This window comes from Mesorhizobium sp. 113-3-9, assembly GCF_016756515.1.
GTDB lineage: Bacteria > Pseudomonadota > Alphaproteobacteria > Rhizobiales > Rhizobiaceae > Mesorhizobium.
The window spans coordinates 6,021,692-6,042,928 of sequence record NZ_AP023246.1 but is presented as its reverse complement, the minus strand read 5'-3'; the positions used below and the strand labels follow the sequence as shown (position 1 = coordinate 6,042,928).

19 protein-coding genes are annotated in these 21,237 nt (G+C 64.9%); 14 read left to right on the top strand and 5 right to left on the bottom strand.

Going from position 1 to position 21,237, the window contains the following annotated elements; all coding sequences use genetic code 11:
* Window positions 1-68 precede the first annotated feature (68 nt).
* From MesoLj_RS29515 to MesoLj_RS29505, 3 genes are read left to right on the top strand one after another with little or no spacing between them, the layout of a single operon-like run.
* A complete protein-coding gene (locus MesoLj_RS29515; protein ID WP_202323497.1) occupies window positions 69-2,255 on the top strand; it encodes a flotillin domain-containing protein in 2,187 nt (728 codons plus the stop codon).
* 41 nt (window positions 2,256-2,296) lie between these two features.
* On the top strand, window positions 2,297-2,734 hold the full coding sequence (locus tag MesoLj_RS29510; RefSeq protein ID WP_202323496.1) for an SRPBCC family protein: 438 nt from the start codon (window positions 2,297-2,299) through the stop codon (window positions 2,732-2,734).
* A 9-nt stretch (window positions 2,735-2,743) separates the two neighbouring features.
* A complete protein-coding gene (locus MesoLj_RS29505; protein WP_202323495.1) occupies window positions 2,744-4,264 on the top strand; it encodes a zinc-binding dehydrogenase in 1,521 nt (506 codons plus the stop codon).
* A 71-nt stretch (window positions 4,265-4,335) separates the two neighbouring features.
* Here MesoLj_RS29505 and MesoLj_RS29500 read toward each other — a convergent pair whose 3' ends face one another.
* Window positions 4,336-5,619, bottom strand: coding sequence for a D-tagatose-bisphosphate aldolase, class II, non-catalytic subunit (locus MesoLj_RS29500; protein WP_202323494.1), 1,284 nt, complete (start codon window positions 5,617-5,619; stop codon window positions 4,336-4,338).
* Entirely contained in the window at window positions 5,616-6,569 is a 954-nt protein-coding gene (locus MesoLj_RS29495; protein ID WP_202323493.1) for a sugar kinase, read from the bottom strand. The genes MesoLj_RS29500 and MesoLj_RS29495 overlap by 4 nt, the downstream gene beginning before the upstream one ends.
* 265 nt (window positions 6,570-6,834) lie before the next feature.
* Between MesoLj_RS29495 and MesoLj_RS29490 the strand changes: the two genes are divergently transcribed.
* Window positions 6,835-7,869 carry a LacI family DNA-binding transcriptional regulator gene (locus tag MesoLj_RS29490; RefSeq protein WP_202323492.1) on the top strand — a complete coding sequence of 345 codons (1,035 nt, stop codon included), beginning with the start codon at window positions 6,835-6,837 and terminating at the stop codon, window positions 7,867-7,869.
* Here MesoLj_RS29490 and MesoLj_RS29485 read toward each other — a convergent pair.
* Together MesoLj_RS29485 and MesoLj_RS29480 are read right to left on the bottom strand one after the other, a co-directional pair.
* The gene (locus tag MesoLj_RS29485) at window positions 7,857-8,807 is read right to left on the bottom strand and encodes an alpha/beta hydrolase (RefSeq protein WP_202323491.1); all 951 of its coding nucleotides are present in this window, start codon (window positions 8,805-8,807) and stop codon (window positions 7,857-7,859) included. The two genes, MesoLj_RS29490 and MesoLj_RS29485, sit on opposite strands and share 13 nt — an antisense overlap.
* Window positions 8,808-8,942: 135 nt before the next feature.
* On the bottom strand, window positions 8,943-10,091 hold the full coding sequence (locus MesoLj_RS29480) for a Gfo/Idh/MocA family protein (protein WP_202323490.1): 1,149 nt from the start codon (window positions 10,089-10,091) through the stop codon (window positions 8,943-8,945).
* A gap of 175 nt (window positions 10,092-10,266) precedes the next feature.
* Between MesoLj_RS29480 and MesoLj_RS29475 the strand changes: the two genes are divergently transcribed.
* Genes MesoLj_RS29475 through MesoLj_RS29430 form a run of 10 tightly spaced genes read left to right on the top strand, consistent with a single transcriptional unit; the run spans window position 10,267 to window position 19,778 of the window.
* On the top strand, window positions 10,267-11,613 hold the full coding sequence (locus MesoLj_RS29475) for an ABC transporter substrate-binding protein (protein WP_202323489.1): 1,347 nt from the start codon (window positions 10,267-10,269) through the stop codon (window positions 11,611-11,613).
* A 2-nt stretch (window positions 11,614-11,615) separates the two neighbouring features.
* The gene (locus MesoLj_RS29470) at window positions 11,616-12,548 is read left to right on the top strand and encodes a carbohydrate ABC transporter permease (RefSeq protein WP_140769268.1); all 933 of its coding nucleotides are present in this window, start codon (window positions 11,616-11,618) and stop codon (window positions 12,546-12,548) included.
* Window positions 12,545-13,381, top strand: coding sequence for a carbohydrate ABC transporter permease (locus MesoLj_RS29465; protein ID WP_202323488.1), 837 nt, complete (start codon window positions 12,545-12,547; stop codon window positions 13,379-13,381). The genes MesoLj_RS29470 and MesoLj_RS29465 overlap by 4 nt, the downstream gene beginning before the upstream one ends.
* Before the next feature lie 5 nt (window positions 13,382-13,386).
* The gene (locus tag MesoLj_RS29460) at window positions 13,387-14,208 is read left to right on the top strand and encodes a sugar phosphate isomerase/epimerase family protein (protein WP_202323487.1); all 822 of its coding nucleotides are present in this window, start codon (window positions 13,387-13,389) and stop codon (window positions 14,206-14,208) included.
* A gap of 11 nt (window positions 14,209-14,219) precedes the next feature.
* A complete protein-coding gene (locus MesoLj_RS29455; protein WP_202323486.1) occupies window positions 14,220-15,296 on the top strand; it encodes a Gfo/Idh/MocA family protein in 1,077 nt (358 codons plus the stop codon).
* Window positions 15,296-16,114: a sugar phosphate isomerase/epimerase family protein gene (locus MesoLj_RS29450; protein WP_202323485.1), complete on the top strand. Its 819-nt coding sequence runs from the start codon at window positions 15,296-15,298 to the stop codon at window positions 16,112-16,114. Before MesoLj_RS29455 ends, MesoLj_RS29450 begins: the two co-directional genes overlap by 1 nt.
* Window positions 16,114-16,947, top strand: a complete 834-nt coding sequence (locus tag MesoLj_RS29445) for an alpha/beta fold hydrolase (protein ID WP_202323484.1) — start codon at window positions 16,114-16,116, stop codon at window positions 16,945-16,947. The genes MesoLj_RS29450 and MesoLj_RS29445 overlap by 1 nt, the downstream gene beginning before the upstream one ends.
* On the top strand, window positions 16,944-17,666 hold the full coding sequence (locus MesoLj_RS29440) for a ribulose-phosphate 3-epimerase (protein WP_140769257.1): 723 nt from the start codon (window positions 16,944-16,946) through the stop codon (window positions 17,664-17,666). Before MesoLj_RS29445 ends, MesoLj_RS29440 begins: the two co-directional genes overlap by 4 nt.
* Window positions 17,663-18,685, top strand: coding sequence for an ROK family protein (locus MesoLj_RS29435; protein WP_202323483.1), 1,023 nt, complete (start codon window positions 17,663-17,665; stop codon window positions 18,683-18,685). The genes MesoLj_RS29440 and MesoLj_RS29435 overlap by 4 nt, the downstream gene beginning before the upstream one ends.
* Window positions 18,678-19,778, top strand: coding sequence for an ABC transporter ATP-binding protein (locus MesoLj_RS29430; RefSeq protein WP_202323482.1), 1,101 nt, complete (start codon window positions 18,678-18,680; stop codon window positions 19,776-19,778). Before MesoLj_RS29435 ends, MesoLj_RS29430 begins: the two co-directional genes overlap by 8 nt.
* A 70-nt stretch (window positions 19,779-19,848) precedes the next feature.
* On the opposite strand, the gene MesoLj_RS29425 is transcribed toward MesoLj_RS29430, so the two are convergent.
* Window positions 19,849-21,177, bottom strand: a complete 1,329-nt coding sequence (locus tag MesoLj_RS29425) for a dicarboxylate/amino acid:cation symporter (RefSeq protein ID WP_202323481.1) — start codon at window positions 21,175-21,177, stop codon at window positions 19,849-19,851.
* Window positions 21,178-21,237: the final 60 nt, after the last annotated feature.

Here is a 21,237-nt window from a genome sequence, read left to right as displayed (position 1 = left end):
GCGGGTGGATGTTTGAAAATATCGCCGGTCGCCCCGTGCCGACCGCATTGTCTTGGGGAGGATAGATCATGGACGCGCAGACTTTTGGCGCTTTCCTGTTGTGGCTGATCATTGCCGCGGTCGTCGTGGTGATCGCCGTCTACATCTTGCGCTGGCTCTATCGCCGCTCGACCAAGGAGACGGCGTTCGTGCGCACCGGCTTCATGGGCGAGAAGGTGGTGGTGAATGGTGGTGCCTTCGTCATCCCGGTCCTGCACGAGATCACTCCGGTCAACATGAACGTGCTGCGCATCGAGGTGCGCCGCGAGGATGCGCTGGCGCTGATCACCCGCAACCGCATGCGCGTCGACCTGATCGCCGAGTTCTTCGTGCGCGTTGGCGCCAGCCGTGAACTGGTGGCCGCTGCCGCGCAGACGCTTGGCCGCCGCACCCTGCAGCCCGACAGCCTGCGCGAATTGCTGGAAGGCAAGTTCGCCGGCGCGCTGCGCACCGTCGCCGCGCAGATGACGCTGGAAGAGATGCATGAGTTGCGCGGCGACTATGCCGCCAAGGTGCGCAGGCTGGCCGAGGAGTCGCTCGCGGCCAACGGGCTCGAGTTGGAGAGCGTCGCCATCGTCGACCTCGACCAGACCAGCCTCGAATATTTCGATCCCTCCAACGCCTTCGACGCCGAGGGTCTGACGCAGCTGACGGAATCGATCGAGACCCGCCGCCGCATGCGCAACGAGATCGAACAGCGCACGCTGGTCGACATCCGCAACCAGAACCTCGACACACAGCGCAAGGTGCTGGAGATCGACCGCGACACAGAATATGCGCGCCTCGAACAGGAGCGCGAGGTCGAGATCCGTCGCGCCGCGCAGCGGTCTGAATTGGCCATTGAGCGTGCGTTGCGTGACCAGGAATCCGAACAGGCACAGCTCTCGTCGCGCGAGGCCGTCGAAAAATCGCGGCTCAACCAGGAGCGCAACATCACCGAGGAGCGCATCAAGAGCGAGGAAGACACGCAACGCCGCGAGATCGCGCGCCGCCGTTCGCTCGACGAGACCGAGATGAAGATGCGCGAATTGACCGAGCGCGAGCAGATCGCGCTCGAACTGTCGCTGGAGAAGGCCCGCATCGAGCGTGAGGGCGCGCAAAGCAAGCTCGAGATCGAGCGCAAGAAACTGCTCGAAGTCGCTGAACTGGAACGCCAGATCGCGCTTGCCGAAAAGGCGCTGGAAGTCACCAGGGCCGAGGCGGAAAAACGCCGCGCCGAGATCGTCGAGAACCAGGCCACCGAGACGGCACGGATCGCGCAGGAACGGGTGGTGGACGAGATCCGCATCGAACGCGAGCGGCATCTGGAAGCACTGCAGATCGCCAAGCGCCAGGCGTTCGAGGAGGCTGAGATTTCGGCCAGTGAAGAGGTCGAGCGCGCCCGCATCACCACCGAGCGCGGCATCGAGGAAGCGCGGCTGATCAAGGATCGCGATATCCGCCAACTGGGCGTCGATCGCGACCAGAAGATCGAGATCGCGGAGATCCAGAAGGCGATCGACATCGCGAAGAAGACGCAGGAACGGTCCTCGGCGATCGCGGCTTCCGAAGCGGTACGCGCCAAGGCCGTCCAGGCCGAGGAACAGGCCTTCACCGCCCGCGAACGCGAGATCGCCGAGCGCCGCAAACTGACCGACCTGATCGGAGCGCAGCGCGAGGCAGAGCGCGAGGCGCTGCGCATCACTTCCGCCGCGGATGCCGAGATGAAGGCGGCGAAAAGCCTGGCGGAAGCGCAGAAGATCGCCGCGGTCGCTTCGGCGGAAGCGGAGAAGATCCACGCCCTTGCCGCGGCCCAGCGCTACGAGGTCGACGCGTCAGGTCATCGCCAGCTCAACGAGGCCGAGAACATCCTTTCCGAGGCAGCGCGCGCCGGCCGACTGCGCGGCAAGCTGCTCGACCACATGGAAGGCATCATCCGCGAAAGCGTCAAGCCGATGGAGAAGATCGACGGCATCAAGATCCTGCATGTCGACGGCATCAATGGCGGTACGGGTGGCAACCGCAACGTCACCGACGAGGTCATCGACTCCGCGCTGCGCTACCGGGTGCAGGCGCCGATGATCGACAATCTGATGAAGGAGATCGGCATCGAGGGCGGCTCGCTCGGCCGCATGACCGACGTGCTGCGCGACGCCAAGGACATTTCCAGCCTGACCCGCGACAAGAAGGGCAAGGGCAAGGCCGCCAAGGACGACGATGACGACCGCGATCACTGACGGGATGATCGTGCGGCTGCAGATATCGATGGTTGCCTAGAATGACCAAAGTCTACGTCTCTTCGGTCATTCCGGCTCCGGCCGCGGAAGTCTGGAAGATCGTCCGCAACTTCAACGCATTGCCAAGCTGGGCGCCGTTCGTCGCCGAGAGCCGCATCGAGCAGAACGCGCAGGCCGACCAGATCGGCTGCATCAGGAATTTCACGCTCAAGGACGGCGGCCGCATCCGCGAAAGGCTGCTGGCGCTGTCCGACTACGACCTGTCGTGCAGCTACGCGATCCTCGAAAGCCCGATGGCGGTGGAGAACTATGTCGCCACCCTGTCGCTGACGCCGATCACCGACGGCAATCTGACGCTCGCCGAGTGGCAGGCGGAGTTCGACTGCGCGCCCGATCGCGAGGCGGCCTTGATGCATCAGATCGGCAATCGTGTCTTCCAGACCGCCCTGAGCGCGCTGAAACACCGGTTCGGGCGCTGACGCCGGCCGATGGTCAAGGTTTGCCAGAGCACGATCATCGAGGCACCGGTTGACGAGGTCTGGGCGATCCTGCGCGATTTCAACGGCCATGACCGCTGGCATCCTGCCATCGCCTTCAGCGAAATCGAAGGTGGCGAACCGGTCGATGCTGTTGGCGCCGTGCGCCACTTCCGGCTGAATGACGGCGGCGAACTGCGCGAGCAATTGCTGGCACTATCCGACAAGGACCGCCGGCTGAGCTATTGCCTGCTCGAAGCGCCGCTGCCTCTGATGGGCTATGTCGCCTCGATCCGGCTGAAGCCGGTGACCGACGGCAATGCCACCTTCTGGGAATGGCGCTCTGAATTCCAGCCGCCGGCGCATCGCCGCGACGAACTGGTCAGGCTGGTCACCGAAGGCATCTATCGGGCCGGCTTCGCGGCGGTGCGCAATCTTCTGAAGCGCCGGAGCGTGGGCTCGCCAGCCGAGACGAGACCGCCCCAGGCAATTGTTGCGCCGGGCCCGCCCATCGACATGCCGCAGGCGGCGCCAAGGATCGCGCCTGGCCAGACCGCAACGACCCGTGCGATCCTTGTCGAGCGTTACGGTGGACCGGAGGAGTTGCAACTCAGGGATATCGAACTGCCGCCGCTGCCGTCGAACGAAGTGCGGATACGTCACACGGTGATCGGCGTCAATTTCATCGACGTCTATTGCCGCACCGGGTTTTTCGACCTTTTGAAGCCGCCCGGCGTGCCCGGCATGGAAGCGGCCGGTATGATCGAGGCAGTCGGCTCGGCGGTGTCCGGCTTTTCGGCCGGCGACCGCGTCGCCTATGCCTGTCCGCCGGTCGGCGCCTACAGCGAGCGGCGCAACATGGCGCCTGAACTGCTGGTTCATCTTTCGGACGACATCACGGATGAGATCGCCGCCGCCGGCCTGCTCAAGGGCGTCAGCGCGAGCTTCCTGCTGCATGACGTTCATGTCGTGAAGCCGGGCGAAATCGTCCTCATCCATGCGGCGGCCGGCGGCATCGGCCAGTTGCTGGTGCAATGGGCACGTCATCTCGGCGCGACGGTGGTCGCGACCGTGTCGAGCGACGACAAGGCCCGCATCGTCGAGCGTCTCGGTGCGCACCATGTCATCGTCTATTCCCGCGAGGATTTCGCCGACGCCGTCATGCGGTTGACAGCGGGCAGGGGCGCCGATGTCGCCTATGACGCGGTCGGCAACGACACCTTCGCCGGCTCGCTCGCGGCCCTTGCCGTGCGCGGCCATCTCGTCAGCTTCGGCCAGGCCTCCGGGCCGATCGGCAATTGGGATATCGGCCGCTTCGCGTCGAAGTCGCTGACCATTTCGCGACCCAACTATGGCCATTTCACCGACACGCCGGAAAAACTCGCGCCGCACGTCGCCAGGTTTTTTCAGGCGCTTCGCCAGGGTGTGGTCAGGGTCGAGGCGCCGACGCGCTACGATCTCGCCAACGCCGCCGATGCGCACCGCGATCTGGAATCGCGCCGCACGACGGGCGCGCTGGTCCTGCTGCCTTAGAGCAATTCCAGGAAAAGTGTGAGCGGTTTTCCGTCCGGAATTGCGTCAAAAACAAAGAGATAGAGCTGTGGTCAGCCGGTTGCGCCGGCGTAAATATCGAGAACGTCCGTCACGCTGGCGATCAGCAATTCTCCGGCTTTTGGCACCACGGACCGGTTCGCCACCGCGGCGTCGAGGCGGCCGAGATACTGGCTGATGAGGGGTAGGGGGATGTCGCGGTCGCCGAGCGCCTGCATAAGCGCATCCACGGCCTGCCGGGCTGCCGGTGCCGGCCAGTAATAGCGGATGCGGTCGCTGTAGGAGAAATGGCGTTCGATCCGCTGTTCAGCCTCGGAGCCATGATAGTAATTCTTCCAATTGTCCGGGGCCGCCAGCATGACGCGCTCCATCGCCGCCGGCAGGGTTTCGCGCGCCGGGTCGGAAACCAGAATCTCGGCGATATGGCTCAAGCCGTACAGCGCCTCGCGCAGCGCGAAGGTCAGCCACGGCCCGACCTTGAGAATGGCGAAGCCGTCATCGACCAGCGCGGTCAGTGCCGAGACCGGCTGGTAGTCGGTCGAATGCGCCTCGAAGACGAATTGAGGCAGATCCCGCAACGTGCCGGCCAATGCACGGGCGTGTTCCGGTTCATAGGTGATCACCTCGGCGTTGCCGAATTCGACGCCCGGCTGCACGACGACACCGAGCGCCCGCGAAAAGGCCTGGTCGAGGCCGCGCCGGCTGAAGGCATCGCGGTGGATGCGCACGGTTTCACGCGCGGCCTCCGGCGTCGTCACCGCCAGATGGTCCATTGCTTCCAGCGCGCCGCCCGGCACCGGCACTTCGGTGCCGATGACATAGACCGGCTTGGTGCCGCCGGTGCGTTCGGTCGCGGCCTCGGCCACTTCCGCCAGTTCGGCGGCGCGCGCGGCGATCGTCGCATCGGGAGGTGCGGCACCTTCGCCGGCACAGCCCATGCTGGCGTCGAGGTGGATCTTGGTGAAACCGGCCATGGCATAGGCGTCGACCATGCGCGCGGCTTTCGCCATGGCTTCTGGTGCCGGCAGGTGTTTCCACGGATTGGGGCCGAGATGGTCGCCGCCGAGCACCAGCCTGTCGAGGGAAAAGCCGACCTTGCCGGCGATCGTCTCGACGAAGCGGCGGAAATCCCCTGGCGTCATGCCGGTATAACCACCCTCGTGGTTCACCTGGTTGCAGGTGGCCTCGATCAGCACATCAGCGTCGCGCGCCTTGCCATGGCGCAGCGCCGCTTCGATCACCAGCGGATGAGCGGAGCAGATCGAGGTGATGCCGCAGCGTTCGCCCGCCGCTCGGCGCGCCGCTATGGCCGCCAGCCTGTCCGTAGCCCGGCTCATACAGGCGCTCCGGCCTTGGCGGTCGCAAGGAAGGCTTCGACGGCGGCAAGCGAGGCGATGCCCTCCATCGGTCCCTTCTTCGTCACCGCCAGCGCGCCGCAGCCATTGGCGATGCGCAGCGCCTTCTCGGGTGCTTCTCCACGCAGCCAGAGGGAGACGAAGGCCGCTGCAAAACAGTCGCCGGCACCGGTCGGGTCGATTTCGTCGACGATGAAGCCCGGCGCCGCGGTCCGTCCGGTCTTGTCGTAATGAACGGCGCCTTGCGCGCCTTTCTTGACGACCACAGTGGAGATACCGCGATCCAGCATTTCACGCGCCGCGCTCTCCTCGTCGGTCGCCTTGGCGAAGATGAACAGTTCCGGACCGCTCGGCAGGAAGACATCGGTCTTCGACAGCACGAAATGCAGCGCGTCGCGCAGGCCCGGCAGATCGAGCATCTCCTTGCGGATGTTGGGGTCGAAGGACACTGTGCCGCCGCGCGCCTTGACCGCTTCGATCCCGTTGCGCGCCACCTCGATCACCTCGGGCGAGAACAGCGAGGTGCCCATGACGTGAAAATGGTCGGCACCGGCCAGCAACGCATGTGCCTCGGCGCCGATCTCGATCAGGCCGGCCGCACTGTGCTTGATGTTGTAGACGAAGTGCCGGCTGCCATCGGTCTCATAGGTCACAAAAGCGGTACCCGTGGCGGCGCCCCGGTGGACCTTGATGGCTGAGATGTCGGCCCCGTCGGCGCGCAGGCGCTCGATGTTCAAATGGCCGAAATCGTCATCGCCGACGGCTGCGATCAGGCCCGCCGGCTGGCCAAGCCGCGCCGCCTGGTCGATGAAGATCGCCGGCGCGCCGGAGGGAAACGGGCCGACCAAAGGGCCGGGGGCAAGGAAACTCTGGCCGATCCGCTCGGCCATGATCTCGACCAGGATCTCGCCGGCGCAAACCAGTTTCTTCATGTTCTCACCATTCACCAGACTGCCCCGCGGCCGGTTGCCGAGCGCCTTCTCCACGTCCGTACAGGTCCAAAGCCTAGGTTGCCGTTTTCAGAGCGTCAATAAATAATTTGACGTGCGCAATGCTTTTGCATTGTACTGGAAACGCGAAAATTTGACTGAACAAATTCGGTCAAGCAATGCTGCCTGACGGCAACGGTCGCAGGACTGATTCTGGCCCGGCCGGAAAGTTTTCGGCGGGCGCGGGGCAAAGGGGCTGGAAATATCGATGGCGGAGAAGACCCACCGCACGATGGATGATTTCGCCAGGGCATCCGGCGTATCACGGCCGACCCTGTCGAAATATTTCGACGATCCGGCGAGCGTGAAGCCGGCGACCCGGGCGCGCATCGAGGCCGCACTGCGTTCATCGGATTATCAGCCGAATGTTTTCGCGCGTAATCTCAACCGCAAGCGCACCCGCAATGTCGGCATTGTCGTGCCGGCGCTCACCGATCCGTTCTATGCCGAGATGGTCAGCCGCATCGAACTGCGCTGCCGCGACGAGGGTTTCTGGCCGATCGTCATCTCCTCGCACGGTTCGCCGAAACTGGAGGCGGAATCGGTCAAGACGCTGATGTCGCTGAAGGTTGCCGGCGCCATCGTCGCTCCGCTGGGGCTGGTCTCCGAACCCGGCGTCTTCGAGCGGATGAGCGAGGATATTCCGATCGTCTATTTCGACACCTACATCGAGGGCGACACGCCTTTCGTCGGCAATGACAACCATCAGAGCACGTCGACCATCGTCGACTATCTCTGCCGGTCGGGCGAGCCGCCGGTCTATGTCGACATTCCGCACGTCAACCATAATTCGGGCGAACGCCTGCGGAGCTATATTGAAACGATGCAGTCCGCCGGCCTGGAACCCGTCGTTCTCAAGGCGGCCGGCGACTACAGCTGGGATTTCGAGCGCATCGGCCATGAATGGATGGAGAGGACACTCGAGAAGGGCGGCCTGCCGGCCCGCACACTGTTGTGCGCGAACGACCGTCTCGCCTTTGGCGTCATGTCTGCCGCTTTTTCGCGCGGGCTGAAGATCGGCCGTAGGGCCGATTGCGATTTCCGTGTCGCCGCCCATGACGATCATCCGCTGAGCCGCTACACCTGTCCGGCGCTGACCACCATGGCGCAGGATTTTGCCGCCATGGCCGGCCGCAGCGTCGAGATGCTGCTGGCCTTGCTGGACGAGGCGGATTCCTCCGGGCAGGAGATGGCGCGCAACGTCAAGCTCGGCGCGACGCTGGTGATGCGTCAATCGGCCTGAGCGCGCGTCTGCAACTGCAGCCAGGCCGCCGCCTCGCTCACCGCTTGCCGCGCCGCCAGAATGTGGCGCCCCATCGAGACGAAGCCGTGGATCTGACCTGGCCAGTGCCGCAGGACCAGCGGCACCCCTTCGACGCGCAGGCGTTCGGCATAAGCCGTCCCTTCGTCTGCAAGGATGTCGTGGCCGGCGACCATGACAAACGCTGGTGCAGCACCAGCCAAGCTTGATGCAAGCAGCGGCGAGACGCGCCAGTCCGTGATGTCGTCCGGCGTTCGCACATAGTGGTCGCGAAACCAGGCCATGGTGGCGGCCGTGAGCCCGAAGCCGTCGCCGAAGCGCCGGTAGCTGTCCGCCGTCTGGCGCGCATCGGTGTTGGGATAGATCAGGATCTGGGCGGCAAGCGGCGGCGCCAGCCTGTCCCGGGCGAGCAACGCCAGAACGGCGGCAAGGTTGCCGCCGGCGCTGTCGCCTGCAACGGCGATGCGCGCCGAGTCGATGCCGAGCTCTCTGGCGTTTTCCGCCATGAAGCGGAGCGCTGCCGTGCAATCCTCGAGCCCGGCAGGAAACTTGTGCTCCGGCGCCAGCCGATAATCGGGGCAGACGATGACGGCGTTAGCCAGATTGGCCAGCCAGCGGCAGATCTCGTCATGCGAGCAGAGATTGCCGATGACCCAGCCACCGCCATGCAGATAGAGTACGGCACGTGCCCGGGTTCGCGGTGCGCCGATGCCGCGATGGACACGGATAGTGACCGGGCCATTCGGCCCGTCGATCTGCCGCTGCGAGGTTGCCGCGACCGGTTCGTGCTCGCCCTGCTGCGTCGGGAAGGAAGCGCTGTAGGCGGCACGTGCCGCCGTCACGCTGCCGTTCTCGAACGGCTCGCCGCCGGCCGCACGGCCGATTTCGAGGGCGCGCAAGGCATCAGGATCGAGCGTCATCGCCATCTCCATCATGGCCGTGCCTAGAGCATGATGCCGAAAAGTGTGAAGCGGTTTTCGGACGACATCATGCTCTATCTCTCTGATTCAAAGCCGAGATGATTTCGGCTCGATTCGACCTGAAATCATCCGACTCTAGGCGAGCAGGCTGCTTGCCTCGTCCTCGGTCAGCAGCGCCGGCTGGACGACGTCACCGGCAATGGCGACCGAGCTTTTGGTTTCGCCTGAGCGCAGGATCGCTTCCATGATCTCCAGCACATGCAGCGCCAGATTGCCGGAGGCGCGAGGCGTTGCCCCGGTCTTCAGCGAGCGCACCAGATCGGCGACGCCGAGCATGCGGTAGTTGGCGCGGTCAGGTGCCGCATAGGGCCAGTTGCGGGCGCCGTAGAGTTCGCTTTCGCTGGCGAAATCCTTCCACTCCGCGCCGCGTTCGGACAGCGAGACGGTGCCGCCAAACGTGTCGGGATCGGGCAGGCGCAACGAGCCTTCCGTGCCATGCAGTTCGATCGGATGGTTGGAATGCTTGAAGACGTCCCATGAAGCGCCGAAAGTTACAGTGGCGCCGGAGCGGAATTCAAGCAGCGACAAAACGTTGGTCGGCGTGCCGACCTTGAAGGTGGTGTTTTTGAACGGTCCCTCTGCAGTGATCAGGCGTTCCTCCTGGCCGCGCGTCGCCATCGCCATGACGCGCGCGACGGGGCCAAGCAGATTGACCAGCATGGTCAGATAATAAGGCCCCATGTCGAACACCGGCCCGCCGCCCGGCTGGTAGTAGAATTGCGGGTTGGGATGCCAGTGCTCCATGCCGCGCCCCATCATGAAGGCGGTGCCGGTGACCGGGCGGCCGATGGCGCCCTCATCCATCAGGCGCCGTGCCCGGCGGCCGGCGGCGCCGAGGAACGTATCAGGCGCCGAGCCGAGCAGGACGCCCCGCTTGGCCGCTTCCGCCACCAGCCGCCGCCCGTCGCTGGCCGACGTCGCCAGCGGCTTTTCGGTGAAGACGTGTTTTCCCGCTGAAAGAGCCGAAAACGAAATGTCGAAATGCGCGGCGGGAATGGTCAGGTTAAGCACAAGATCGATCTCGGGGTCGGCCAGCAGCGCATCGACGCCAAGCGCCTCGATGCCATATTCCTTCGCCCGCAACGCCGCCATATCGGCGGAGATATCGGCGCAGGCCCGCAACTCGATTCCGCCGAAAAGGGCGGCATTGCGCAGGTAGGTCATCGAGATGTTGCCGCATCCGATAACGCCGATTGCGAGCTTTGCCTTTGATTCTGCCTGCATTTTCGATCGGTCCTCCCAACATGGTCATGCTTTGTCGAATCCACTGCCCTGACAATGGATCGCCTTCGAAAAACGCTATACAACATTTTAAATATTGACGCGCGTAAAATTTTTATAGACCATGCGGAAATGCTGGCGCGACATCGGGAGGCTGCCAGCCCTAGGAGGAGAGAAAATGACAGATATGAAAAAACGGCCGACCGCCGCACCTAAGCCTGTGGGGCATGTGACGATCGCCGATCGTCGCCAGTTTCTCATCGGTTCCGCCGGCCTGCTCGGCGCGGCCGCATTCGGGGCGGGGACGTCCCTCGGCATTGGCCGCGCCCGTGCCCAGTCGCGCGCCGAAATCAGCTTCGCCAGCGCGGCCTTCTTCGGCAAGGAGACCTTCGGCGACCTGATCAAGGCCTTCAACGAATCGCAGGACCGCATCCTGGTCAAGAACATCGAGCTGCCGCCGCCGAGCTCTTCGACCGAAGTCTACCAGGGTCTGGTGCAGCAGCTCGCCCGCCGCAACGGCACGCCCGATGTCTTCAGCCAGGACGTGATCTGGATCGCCGGCTTTGCCGCCGCCGGATGGGCGCTGCCATTGGACGAGTATTTCCCGGCTGACAAGCGCAGCGCCTACTTCACCGGAACCCTCAACGCCTGTACCTATGGCGGCAAGCTCACGGCCCTTCCCTGGTTCATGGATTCGGGCATGTTCTATTACCGCAAGGATGTGCTGGAAAAGCACGGCGGCAAGGTGCCGGAAAACTGGGCCGACATGGCCACCATCGCCGCTGCGGCGCAAAAGGCCGGTGATGTCGACTTCGGCTATCTCTGGCAGGGCAAGCAGGCCGAGGTCCTGGTCTGCGACGCCGTCGAGATCATCACCTCCAACAATGGTGCGATCCTGGCGCCCGACGGCAAGTCGTCGCTGATCAACCAGAAGGGTGCGGTCGAGGCGATCCAGTTCCTGCACGACACCATCGCAACCACCAAGATCAGCCCGCAGGACGTGCTGTCCTGGGACGAGGAGCCGTCGCGCCAGCCCTTCACCTCGGGCAAGGCGATGTTCATGCGCAACTGGTCCTATGTCTACCCGATCGCGCAGGACGCCAAGGCTTCGCAGGTCGTCGACAAGGTTGGCGTGGCACCGCTGCCGTCGTTCCCCGGCGGCAAGAGCTCTGCCTGCCTCGGCGGTTACCAGCTTGGCGTCAATGCCAACTCCAAGCAGCGTGAGGCCGCGATCGAGCTGCTCAGCTGGCTGTCGTCGACCGAGACCCAGCACCGCATCGCGCTGAATTTCGGCCTGGCGCCGACACGGCCGGCGCTGTTCCAGGACGAGCAGATCAAGAAGGAACAGCCCTTCATGGCGAGCCTGGAGAAAGTGTTCACCGGCGCCACGGCGCGGCCGATCACGCCGCAATACGCCAAGGTGACGCTCGCCTTGCAGTCCGGCATCTCCAAGGCGCTGGTTTCCGGCAAGGTCCAGGCCGAGATGGACGCGCTCGCCGACCAGATCAACAAGATCGTCGCCTGACCATGACCGCGGCCGCCACCATTCCAGGCGCTGGCCGGCCGCGGCGGCTTGGCAGAGCGCTCCCCAGCGCCTTCTGGGCCCTCATCCTGCTGACGCCGGCCTTCGTGTCGCTGGCGTCAGTCTCCTTCTACCCGATCGTCAACGGGCTCTATCTTTCGCTCACCAACACCTCGCTGATCACGCAGGATCAGGATTTCATCGGCTTTTCCAACTATGTGCAGCTGTGGGGCGACCCGCAGTTCTGGAACGCCTGGTGGCACACAATGTGGTTCACTGCCGCCTCGACAGTGCTGGAGACGGTGATCGGGCTCGGCATGGCGCTGATCCTGTGCGAAGCCTTCAAGGGGCGAGGGCTCGTCCGCGCGGCCATGCTGGTGCCCTGGGCGATGCCTACCGTAGTCACCTCAAAGATGTTCGGCTGGCTGTTCGACGGCCAAAACGGCATCGTCAACTACATCCTCCTGCATGCCGGGCTGATCGACCAGAACATCAACTGGTACGGCTCACCCGACACGGCGATGATCACCATCATCATTGCCGATGTCTGGAAGACGACGCCGTTCATGGCGCTGCTGCTTCTGACCGGCCTGCAGACGGTGCCCAATTCGCTGATCGAGGCAGCGCGCATGGACGGCGCCAAGGGCTGGATCACCTTCTGGCATATCCGCTTGCCGCTCCTGATGCCGACCTTGCTGATCGCCGGCCTGTTCCGCGCGCTCGATGCCTTCCGCGTTTTCGACCTCGTCTATGTGCTGACCGGCGGCGGCCCCGCCGATTCCACCGAAACGCTGTCGACGCTGTCCTACAAGGTACTCTTCTCGACGCTGCAGTTCGGCTACGGCTCGGCCGTGTCGACAGCGATGTTCATCACCGAGGGTCTCATCGCGCTGGTCTTCGTCGTCTATCTCGTCCGCCAGATCAGGAGGGCGGGATGAACGATACGCGCTCACCGCTGCAGACGTTCTTCATCTATGCCGGCGCCGTGCTGATCCTCGTCTGGTCGGGCGGACCGTTCCTCTGGCAGTTCTCGACGTCGTTCCAACTCGACAAGATGCTGACCTCGGGATCGCCGTCACTGATCCCGCATCCCTTCACGCTGGAGCATTATTACAACGCCTTTTTCGAGAAGCAGCTTCACCGCTACGTCTGGAACTCGCTGGTGGTCTCGCTGGCAACGACCTTCCTGTGCCTGTTTGTCGGCTCGCTTGCCGCCTTCGCGCTTTCGCGACTCAACATAAAGGGCCGCTTCGGCGTCCTTATGGTCATCCTGTCGGTGTCGATGTTCCCGCAGATCGCGCTGGTCGGCCCGCTCTATCTCGTCGCCACCAATCTCGGCCTGCTCGATACCTACACGGCGCTGATCATCACGTACCTGGCGCTCGGCCTGCCGCTCGTCACCTGGGTGCTGTTCGGCTATTTCGAGACGCTGCCGCGCGAGATCGACGAGGCGGCGCGCATGGATGGCGTCAGCGTCCCTGGCCTGCTCTGGCGCATCATCCTGCCGATGTCGCTGCCGAGCCTGGTGACGACAGGCCTGCTTGCCTTCATCACCGCGTGGAACGAATTCCTGTTCGCGCTCGCCTTCACCTCCAACATCGACCGGCAGACGATCCCGGTCGGCATCGCCAACTTCACCAACCTCTATTACGTCCCCTGGGGTGACATCGCCGCGGCCTCCGCCGTGGTGACGGTGCCCTTGATCCTTCTGGTGCTGTTCTTCCAGCGCCACATCATCGAGGGATTGACCCAGGGCGGCGTCAAGGAATGAACGACATGACACAGACGAAGCTCAAGGTCGGCTGCCAGACCTTTACCTGGGAAATGCTTGGAAAAGCCTGGACCGGCGGCCCCGACGATCTGTTGAAGGCGATCGCCGATGGCGGCTATGCCGGCATCGAGATCACCGACACCATGATCGGCCGCTACGCCGACCGGCCGTCGGAGTTCGCCGCCGCGCTGAAATCCTCCGGCCTGACGCTCGTCTCCTTCGCCTTCGGTTCGAAGAGCGGTTTCACGCTCAAGGAGGAGATCGGCGCCGACCTCGAGGCGGCGCAGCGCTGGATCGATTTCGCTTCCGCCTTTCCCGGCGCGCTGGTGTCGATGGGGTCGGCAACCGTGGTGTCCGAGGGGCCGCGCGACGACAAGTTCGCCATCGCCGCCGAGGTTTACAACAAGGCCGGCGAGCTTGGCCGCAAGGCTGGCGTCCAGGTGGCGGTGCATCCGAGCTCGCACCACAACACGCTGCTGTTCGACCGCGCCGATTACGACAGGATCTTTGCCTTGCTCGACCCCGCCCTGGTCGGCTGGGTGCCGGACACCGGCCACATATTGCGCGGCCACAAGGACATGGCCGACACGCTGCGCACCTATCGCGACCGCATCCGCTATATCCATTTGAAGGACGTCGACGCCAACGGTACCTGGGCGATGCTGGGCGAAGGCGTCTGCGACACCCAGGCGGTCATCGAGATCGCGAACACCGCGCCAAAGTTCAACGGCTGGCTGGTGCTGGAAGAGGAATCCGAAACGGCCGCCGCCGATCCCGCCGGCGCGGTGAAAACCAATCGCCAGACAATGCGCGGCTACGGCGCCTGAAGAACGAGACGATGATCAAGAAACAAGACAGACGCCTGCGAGTCGGTGTGCTCGGCTGCGGCCCCATCGCGCAGTTCGCGCATCTGCAGTCCTGCGCGAAGGCCGGAAACGCCGACCTCTACGCCATCTGCGACGCGGCGCCCGATCTGCTCGCCCGCATGGGCGCCACCTACGAGCCCCGGAAGATGTATGCCGACTATGACGCGATGCTCGCCGATCCCGAGCTGGAGGCGGTGATCGTGGCGACGTCTGACGCCTATCACGTGCCGATGTCGATCAAGGCGCTCGACGCCGGCAAGCATGTTCTGTGCGAAAAGCCGATCGGCACCTCTGTCGAGGAAGGCGAGGCTCTCGCGGCAGCGGTGAAACGCTCCGGCAAGGTGCTGCAGGTCGGTCACATGAAGCGCTTCGACCCGGCACTGGAGGCGGCCCGCGACTTCGTCCGCGACGAGATGGGCGAGGTGCTGGCGCTGAAGGCCTGGTATTGCGATTCCACCCATCGCTACACCAACACCGACGCCATTCAGCCGCTGCCCGTCACCAGCAAGCTGGCGAGGAAACCTTCGGGCAATCCAAAGGCCGACTTGCGGCAGTACTTCATGCTCGCGCACGGCTCGCATCTCGTCGATACCGCGCGCTTCCTGTGCGGCGAGATCACCGCCGTGCGCGCCCGCCTCAACGAGCGCTTCGGCGCCTATTGCTGGTTCGTCGAAACCGAATTCGCCAGCGGCGCGCTCGGCCATCTCGATCTTACGGTGGCTGTACGCATGGACTGGCACGAAGGGTTTCAGCTTTATGGCGAGAACGGTTCGGTCATCGCCAAGACATTCAACCCCTGGTACTTCCGCGCCAGCGAGGTCGACATCTTTCATGAGAAGGACGCGACCTCGCGCAAACCGCTCGGCGCCGACGGCCACTTCTTCCGCCGCCAGCTGGAAGGTCTTGCCGATACCGTACTGAACGGCGCGCCGATGCGCGGCGCCAATGTCGAGGACGGCATCGCCTCGATCCGCGCCATGGTGGCGATTGCGCGCTCGGTTGTATCCGGCGAGCGGGTCGAGCTCACCTCGGTTTCGGGTACGGTCTGATGCGCCTCGGCATCTTCGCCAAGACTTTTACGGGCAGCGACCCGGCCGCTGTGCTGGCTGCGGTGAAGCAGGCCGGATACGAGACGACGCAGTTCAATCTCGCCTGCGCCGGCCTGCCGTCGATGCCGGATGCGGTACCAGCGGATGCTATCGCTTCCATCCGTGCTGCCGCGCAATCATCAGGCGTTTCGGTCGCAGCGCTGTCGGGCACCTACAATATGGCGCATCCCGACAAGGCCGTGCGCGACGATGGCCTGCGGCGCCTTGCCGTCGTCATCAAGACGGCTTCTGCCCTGGATATTCCCTTGGTCACGCTCTGCACCGGCTCGCGCAATGCCGCCGATCAATGGGCTTATCATCCCGACAATGCCACACCGGCCGCCTGGTCCGACATGGCTGCCGAGATGGCGAAGGCGCTGGCGTTGGCGGAAGAAGCCGGCGTCGATCTCGGCATCGAGCCCGAGCAGGCCAACATCGTCACCTCCGCTACCGATGCGACGCGCCTGATCGCCGACATGGGCTCCAGCCATCTCAAGATCGTGCTCGATCCGGCGAACCTGTTCGAGCACGCGACGCCGGACGAAGCGCGTGCGATCGTTGCGGACGCGATCGAGGAGGCCGCCGGCCACATCGCCATGGCGCACGCCAAGGACCGGCATGGCGACGGCCGCTTCGCCACGGCAGGGCAAGGCATTGTCGATTTCTCCGATCTCGTCGCGCGGCTGAAGGGAGTGGGTTTCGACGGTGCGCTCGTCACCCACGGCCTGTCCGCTGATGAGGCGCCTGATGTCGCCGCCTTCCTGCGGGGACTGCTCTGATGAGCGCCGTGCCTACCGTCATGCGTCGCGACGATGCCGCCCTTCGTGTCTTCGACACGGAGCAGGGCAGGCTTCCCGTCGTCTTCCAGCATGGCCTCGGCGGCGATGCCAATCAGGTGGCGCAGAATTTTCCTGACAGCCCGTCACGCCGCCGGCTCACCGTCGAGTGCCGTGCGCAGGGCGGCTCCGGTGCTGGCAGCAAGCGTCCGTTCTCGATCGCGATGTTCGCCGATGACGTGTTGGCCGCCGCCGATGCGGCCGGGCTTGACCGCTTCATCGCCGGTGGCATCTCGATGGGGGCAGCGATCGCGTTGCGGCTTGCCGCCTACCACCCGGACCGCGTGCTTGGCCTGGTGCTGGTGCGTCCCGCCTGGGCCTTTGCTGCGGCGCCGCAAAACATGTGCCCTTACACGGAAGTTGCGGACCTCATCCGCCGACGTCCACTGGCTGAGGCCCGCGACGCTTTCGCGTCCTCCGCGACATCAGCCCGCTTTCGCTCAGAGGCGCCGGACAATCTCGCCTCGCTGCTCGGCTTCTTCCAGCGCGAAAACGCTGATGTCTTTGCCGAGGTGATGCAGGCGATCGCCAATGACGGGCCTGGCGTGACGCGGGCGCAAGCCGCCAGCTTCGTAATACCCACGCTCATCATCGGCAGCGGCATCGACCTCGTCCATCCCCTGGTGACCGCACGCGAACTTGCCGAGACCATCCCCAATGCGGTCTTCGCCGAGGTCACGCCAAAGGCCTCCGACAAGGATCGCCATTTCGCCGAAATCCGCGCCGCCATCGGCGGCTTTCTCGACAGAAATTTCAACAACCAGGACCAATCATGACTTCAAAGCCTCTGTCAGGCCCGGCCGCCATCGCCGCATTACCGCGCGATCGCTTGATCGCCGAATTCTCGCTCTGGTCGGCCAATCTCGCCAATTTCGAGAGCGACTTGAAGCGCATCGAGCCCTATGTCGATCTGCATCACATCGATGTAGCGGACGGCCACTTCGCCCCGTCCTTCCTGTTCTTCCCCGATCTCGTCGCCCGCATTGCCGGCCTGACGGCCAAGCCCATCCACGTCCATCTGATGGTCGATGCGGCGATCGTCGAGGCGCAGACACGCCAGTTCATCGAGGCCGGCGCCGACATGATCAGCGTCCATGCCGAAAACGGCGAAGCGGGGTTGCGCGCCGTTCGACTGGCCCGTGAGCTCGGCGCCGAAGCCGGCGTGGTGCTGCGGCTGGAGACACCGGTCGAGGCGGTGAAGCCTTTCGTCTCCGAGGTCGCCTTCGTCACGCTGCTGGGCACCGCGATCGGTGTCAAGGGCCAGGGCCTGTCGGAGACAGCCTGCGACAGGCTGGGTGCTGCCCGCGCCATCCTGCGGGAGGCTGGTCGCGAGGCTGCCGTCGTTCTTGCCGCCGATGGCGGTATCCGCCACGAGACCGTGCCGCTGCTGCGTGCCGCCGGCGCCGAGACCGTGGTGCTTGGTTCGCTTGCCTTTGGCGACAAGGATCTGGGCGGCCGCATCGGCTGGCTGCATGGGCTGAAGGTCGCGGCATGAGCACTGAAGCCGCCCTCGCGATCGATCTTGGCGGCACCGAGCTTCGTGCCGCGCTGGTCGACCGTGACGGCAAGATCCTGGCCTTCGCCGCCGTGCCGACACAGGCGCAGGCTGGCCCCGAGGTGGTGATCGGCCAGATCGAGGCGCTCGCGGCCACCGTCCATGCCGAGGCGCCTGCGATCGCCATTGTCGGCGTCGGCGTCGGCGCGCCTGGACCGCTCGATCCGCTGGCCGGCATCGCCGTCGGGCCGCCGACGCTGGTCGGCTGGCAGGACGTTCCGCTGGCCGACATCCTCGAGCGGCGGCTTGGCCTGCCGGTGCGGCTGGAGAACGACGCCAACGCGGCGGCACTTGGCGAATGGCGCTTCGGCGCCGGCCATGGCGCACGCTCGCTGGTCTTCATCACGGTCTCGACCGGCATCGGCGGCGGTGTCGTCGCCGATGGGCGCATCCTGCACGGCCGCCGCGGCCTTGCCGCGGAGATCGGCCATATGACGATCACCAATGAAGGCGAGCGCTGCATGTGCGGCGTCGTCGGCTGCTTCGAGGCCGTTGCTTCGGGCACGGCACTTGGCCGCCGCGCCAACGCCGCGACGTCGGCATTCGATGGCTCGACGCTGCGTCGCCTCTCGGCCAATGCCGAGGTTACGGGGCGCCACGTGGTCGAGGCGGCGCGGCTGCAGGACGATCTCGCTTTGGCCCTGCTTGAGGAGGAAGCGCGCTGGCTGGGCGTCGGCTTCACCAATCTTCTGCATCTTTATTCGCCCGACGTGCTGGTCGTCGGCGGCGGCATCGGCAATGGCCTCGACCTGATGCATCCGGTCATCGAGGCGACTATCCGGCAACGCGCCATGCGCGCCTATCGTGACGTACCGGTGGTCCAGGCGCAACTCGGCCGCCATGCTGGGCTGGTCGGCGCCGCCAGCCTTGTGCTGTTTGATGATTTGGGTGCGTTGGCGGCCCGCATGCCTGTCGGTCCAAGCACCTACCCGGACAAGAGGAGGGACTTCAATGGCTGAACTCAAGCTGCGCGGCGTGCGCAAGTCCTATGGCAATGCCGAGGTCATCAAGGGCGTCGATCTCGATGTCGGCGACCGCGAGTTCGTCGTCTTCGTCGGCCCGTCCGGCTGCGGGAAGTCGACGCTGCTGCGCATGATCGCGGGCCTGGAGAAGATCACTGCGGGCGAGCTTATGCTCGACGGCGCCCGCATCAACGAGGTCGATCCCTCCGAACGCGGCCTTGCCATGGTGTTCCAGTCCTACGCGCTCTATCCGCATATGACGGTCGCCGAGAATATGGGCTTCGCGCTGAAGATCGCCGGCCTGCCGGTGGCCGAGCGAGACGCCAAGGTCAAGGCCGCCGCCGACGTGCTGCAGCTGTCGCATCTGCTCGGCCGGCGGCCCAAGGAACTGTCCGGCGGCCAGCGCCAGCGCGTCGCCATCGGCCGCGCCATCGTGCGCCAACCGAAAGTCTTCCTGTTCGACGAGCCGCTGTCGAACCTTGATGCGGCACTGCGCGTCAACATGCGGCTGGAACTGATGCAACTGCACGAGCGGCTCGCCGCCACCATCGTCTATGTCACGCACGACCAGACCGAGGCGATGACCATGGCCGACAAGATCGTCGTCCTCAATGGCGGCACGATCGAGCAGGTCGGCTCCCCGCTCGATCTCTATAACCGCCCTGCCAATGTCTTCGTCGCCGGCTTCATCGGCTCGCCGAAGATGAACATGCTGCCGGTGCGGGTTGTCTCGGCCGATGGGAACGGCGTTGTGGTTGCCTTGCCGGGCGAGGCCAGCCTGGTTGTTCCGGCCGCGGCGGGCGCGCTCGCGCCGGACAGCGAACTGCTGCTTGGTATCCGGCCGGAGCATATCCGCATCGCCGATGCCGGTCAGTTCAAGGGCGAGGCGGTGCTGGCCGAACGGCTCGGCGGCCTGACCATCCTGCATGCCGATATCGGCGAGACGGCCAGGCTTGTCGTGCAGACCGAAGGCACCGACACCACCCCGCTGCACAGCCCCATCGCGATGCAGGTCGATCCGTCCCACTGCCATCTGTTCGCCGCCGATGGCAGAGCGCTGGCGCCACTTGGCAGAACGCGCGCCGCCTGACGTCTTCGCGGCATGAAATGGCCGGAGGCGGTGATGCCTCCGGCCATTCGCTATCGTGCGCTCCTGCGGATCACTCGGCGGGAACGATGTCCGCCGGCAGGCTGTCGTCGGCCGTACCAGCCAGGGCTCTCGCCAGCTTGGCCTCGTCGAGTTCGCCTTCCCAGCGCGCGACCACCAGCGTGGCGACGGCATTGCCGACGAAGTTGGTCAGCGCCCGGCACTCCGACATGAAGCGGTCGACGCCGAGGATCAGCGCCATGCCGGCGACCGGCACGGAGGGGACGACCGAAAGCGTCGCGGCGAGCGTGATGAAGCCCGCCCCGGTGATGCCGGCGGCGCCCTTGGACGAGAGCATCGCCACCAGCAGCAGCAGGATCTGGTCGGCGATCGAGAGATGGATGTTCGTCGCCTGCGCGATGAACAGCGCGGCAAGCGTCATGTAGATGTTGGTGCCGTCGAGGTTGAAGGAATAGCCGGTCGGGATGACCAGGCCGACCACCGAACGCTTGGCGCCGGCCTTCTCCATCTTCTCCATCAGCGAGGGCAGCGCCGCTTCGGACGAGGAAGTGCCCAGCACCAAAAGCAGCTCTTCCTTGATGTAGCGGAGCAGCGACAGGATGGAGAACCCGTTGTAACGGCAGACCGCGCCCAGCACGACGAACACGAACAGCAGCGACGTCGCGTAGAATGTGCCGACCAGCATGGCGAGGTTGATGACCGAGCCGATGCCGTATTTGCCGATGGTGAACGCCATGGCGCCGAAAGCGCCGATGGGGGCTGCCTTCATCAAAACGCTGACCAGCTTGAACATCGGCGCCATCAGCGCCTGCAGGAAGTTGAGCACCGGTGCGCCCCGGTCGCCGACCAGCGCCAGCGCGATGCCGAACAGCACCGAGAAGAACAGCACCTGCAATATGTCGCCATCGGCGAAGGCGCCGACAATCGTGCCGGGAATAATGTTCATCAGGAAGCCGGTGACCGACTGGTCATGCGCCTTGGCGGCATAGGTGTTGACGGTCGAGGCGTCGAGCGTTGCCGGGTCGATGTTGAAGCCGGCGCCCGGCTGCACGACATTGGCCACGATGAGGCCGATGATGAGCGCCAGCGTCGAGAAGGTGAGGAAGTAGAGCATCGCCTTGCCGGCGACGCGGCCGACCTTCTGCAGGTCGCTCATGCCGGCGATGCCGGTCGCCACCGTCAGGAAGATGACCGGGGCGATGATCATCTTGACCAGCTTGATGAAGGCGTCGCCGAGCGGCTTCATGCTCTCGCCGATCGACGGATAGTAATGGCCGAGCAGGATGCCGACGGTGATCGCCACCAGCACCTGCACGTAGAGTTGGGCATAGAGGGGCTTGCGCTGCGCGGCGGCCGCGCCCGATTGGTCTGCGATGTGCATCGAACTCTCCCTGGCCGGATGGACGGAACCCGCCCTGCGTGACTTCTCCCATCGCGGCGT

Excerpts from the sequence above, each read along its gene's own strand:
- MesoLj_RS29515 (WP_202323497.1), top strand. The coding sequence starts at position 69 with ATGGACGCGCAGACTTTTGGCGCTTTCCTGTTGTGGCTGATCATTGCC.
- MesoLj_RS29510 (WP_202323496.1), top strand. The coding sequence starts at position 2,297 with ATGACCAAAGTCTACGTCTCTTCGGTCATTCCGGCTCCGGCCGCGGAA.
- MesoLj_RS29505 (WP_202323495.1), top strand. The coding sequence starts at position 2,744 with ATGGTCAAGGTTTGCCAGAGCACGATCATCGAGGCACCGGTTGACGAG.
- MesoLj_RS29500 (WP_202323494.1), bottom strand. The coding sequence starts at position 5,619 with ATGAGCCGGGCTACGGACAGGCTGGCGGCCATAGCGGCGCGCCGAGCG.
- MesoLj_RS29495 (WP_202323493.1), bottom strand. The coding sequence starts at position 6,569 with ATGAAGAAACTGGTTTGCGCCGGCGAGATCCTGGTCGAGATCATGGCC.
- MesoLj_RS29490 (WP_202323492.1), top strand. The coding sequence starts at position 6,835 with ATGGCGGAGAAGACCCACCGCACGATGGATGATTTCGCCAGGGCATCC.
- MesoLj_RS29485 (WP_202323491.1), bottom strand. The coding sequence starts at position 8,807 with ATGACGCTCGATCCTGATGCCTTGCGCGCCCTCGAAATCGGCCGTGCG.
- MesoLj_RS29480 (WP_202323490.1), bottom strand. The coding sequence starts at position 10,091 with ATGCAGGCAGAATCAAAGGCAAAGCTCGCAATCGGCGTTATCGGATGC.
- MesoLj_RS29475 (WP_202323489.1), top strand. The coding sequence starts at position 10,267 with ATGACAGATATGAAAAAACGGCCGACCGCCGCACCTAAGCCTGTGGGG.
- MesoLj_RS29470 (WP_140769268.1), top strand. The coding sequence starts at position 11,616 with ATGACCGCGGCCGCCACCATTCCAGGCGCTGGCCGGCCGCGGCGGCTT.
- MesoLj_RS29465 (WP_202323488.1), top strand. The coding sequence starts at position 12,545 with ATGAACGATACGCGCTCACCGCTGCAGACGTTCTTCATCTATGCCGGC.
- MesoLj_RS29460 (WP_202323487.1), top strand. The coding sequence starts at position 13,387 with ATGACACAGACGAAGCTCAAGGTCGGCTGCCAGACCTTTACCTGGGAA.
- MesoLj_RS29455 (WP_202323486.1), top strand. The coding sequence starts at position 14,220 with ATGATCAAGAAACAAGACAGACGCCTGCGAGTCGGTGTGCTCGGCTGC.
- MesoLj_RS29450 (WP_202323485.1), top strand. The coding sequence starts at position 15,296 with ATGCGCCTCGGCATCTTCGCCAAGACTTTTACGGGCAGCGACCCGGCC.
- MesoLj_RS29445 (WP_202323484.1), top strand. The coding sequence starts at position 16,114 with ATGAGCGCCGTGCCTACCGTCATGCGTCGCGACGATGCCGCCCTTCGT.
- MesoLj_RS29440 (WP_140769257.1), top strand. The coding sequence starts at position 16,944 with ATGACTTCAAAGCCTCTGTCAGGCCCGGCCGCCATCGCCGCATTACCG.
- MesoLj_RS29435 (WP_202323483.1), top strand. The coding sequence starts at position 17,663 with ATGAGCACTGAAGCCGCCCTCGCGATCGATCTTGGCGGCACCGAGCTT.
- MesoLj_RS29430 (WP_202323482.1), top strand. The coding sequence starts at position 18,678 with ATGGCTGAACTCAAGCTGCGCGGCGTGCGCAAGTCCTATGGCAATGCC.
- MesoLj_RS29425 (WP_202323481.1), bottom strand. The coding sequence starts at position 21,177 with ATGCACATCGCAGACCAATCGGGCGCGGCCGCCGCGCAGCGCAAGCCC.